Source organism: Variovorax sp. P4_D9 (genome assembly GCF_056401695.1).
Genome location: NZ_JBFUIU010001353.1, coordinates 1 through 1,624, shown reverse-complemented (window position 1 = coordinate 1,624; position 1,624 = coordinate 1). Strand labels below are relative to the sequence as shown.

Here is a 1,624-nt window from a genome sequence, read left to right as displayed (position 1 = left end):
ATGTACCCGAAGCCCGWCGGCAAGCTCGCCTTCGACCGCCTGAGTTCGGTGTTCGTCAGCAACACCAACCATGCCGAAGACCAGCCGGTGCATTTGACGCTCAAGGACGCCGAGGTGCCGGTGAACGAGAACCTCGCCCGCTATGCCGGCCCCGAGAGCCGCTACTGCCCGGCGGGCGTCTACGAATTCGTGAGCAGCGGCGACGGCGCCGAACGACTGCAGATCAATGCGCAGAACTGTCTGCGACATCAAGGATCCGACGCAGAACATCGTGTGGGTCGCGCCCGAGGGCGGTGGCGGCCCCAACTACGCCGGCATGTGACCAGGAGAACCGAACCATGAACGAACTGGGCGGCTACGACGTCGAGGACCTGCGTCCCGGCATGCACGCGACGTACTCGAAGACGATCACGGAAGCCGACATCGTGCTCTTCGCCGGCGTGTCCGGGGACAACAACGCCGTGCACACCAACGAGGAGTTCGCGCAGACCACGCCCTTCCGCGGGCGGATCGCGCATGGTTTCCTGACCGCGAGCGTGATCTCCGCCGCCGTCGCGAATCGCCTGCCCGGGCCGGGCACGGTGTATCTCGGCCAGCAATTGAAGTTCCGCGCGCCGGTGCGGCCTGGCGACACCGTCCACGCAACGGTGAGTGTGGTGAGCATCGACGAGGCCAGGGCGCGTGCCGTGCTGGCGACCACCTGCCGCGTCGGCGACACCGTCGTGATCGAGGGCGAAGCGTCGGTTATGACCACGTCTCTGACGCGCCGGCTGCCCCCCCGCGCAGCGCGCGAAGCGGCCGAAACAAACTGAGAGGACGATCCTGGCAAGCTGAATGTCTGCTTCAACTGAGGCTGGCAGACTGCCCCGAGCGCAAGTTCGCTGTATGTTGAAGCGGCCGTTCAACGCGATTTTGTTGGTCGCTGCATGGCACCTGCTATTGGAAGTCAAGTTTCGAGGTACACCGGTCGTGCACCGGCAAGGGTGCCAAAGTCAGCTTTCAGAAGTCGCCGCCATTCAGTTCGGAAACTCGAAGAGCCGCAACCAGTCCTGAGCACGCGTTCGAGCTTGGACTTCGAACTAGGACTGTCGGCCATCACCGGTCAGTCGCCCCTGACTCCGCTAAGGCGGGTTCCGACCTGATTGCAGACATTCGAAAGCGGACTGAATCAGGTCGTCGACTACCTCCAGCGGCATCAAGAACGTGTCGTAGATGAGGTATGGGGAGGCCGAGGCGCCCTTCGTGCGAAGGTCTTGGAGAGGCGGCGCTGCAGGACGGACGGTCAGTCGCCGACGATCTTTCGTTCCCGGATGACCTTGCCGAAGCGCTTTCCATCCTCCAGCGCCTTGTCGTGGAATTGCGCGGGTGTCATGGGTGCAGGCTCGCCTCCGAGAGCTGCGATGCGTTCTCGAGGGCCCGGTAGAGTCAGCGCGCGATTGATCTCTCGGTTCAGCCTCGTGATCACCTCCGCCGGCGTACCGACAGGCGCGTAAAAGCCAAAGATGGTGTCGGCGTCAAAGCCCTTCAGGCCGACCTCATCGAGAGTGGGTATGTCGGGGAAGAGTGGCGATCGCTTCGGGCTGCCCACTGCAAGGAGCTTGACCTTGCCGGCCTTGATGTGTGG

The 1,624-nt window shown here is 63.5% G+C and carries 2 protein-coding genes and 1 pseudogene; 2 read left to right on the top strand and 1 reads right to left on the bottom strand.

The window, feature by feature from the left end; translation table 11 throughout:
* Together AC1DY5_RS54840 and AC1DY5_RS54835 are read left to right on the top strand one after the other, a co-directional pair.
* Nucleotides 1-322, top strand: a pseudogene (locus AC1DY5_RS54840) (4Fe-4S dicluster domain-containing protein); the annotation flags it as partial.
* A 16-nt stretch (nucleotides 323-338) separates the two neighbouring features.
* Entirely contained in the window at nucleotides 339-812 is a 474-nt protein-coding gene (locus tag AC1DY5_RS54835) for a MaoC family dehydratase (RefSeq protein WP_478122564.1), read from the top strand.
* Nucleotides 813-1,282: 470 nt separating this feature from the next.
* On the opposite strand, the gene AC1DY5_RS54830 is transcribed toward AC1DY5_RS54835, so the two are convergent.
* Nucleotides 1,283-1,624, bottom strand: a 342-nt coding sequence (locus AC1DY5_RS54830) for a Bug family tripartite tricarboxylate transporter substrate binding protein (protein WP_478122563.1), incomplete at its 5' end; no start/stop codon positions are given.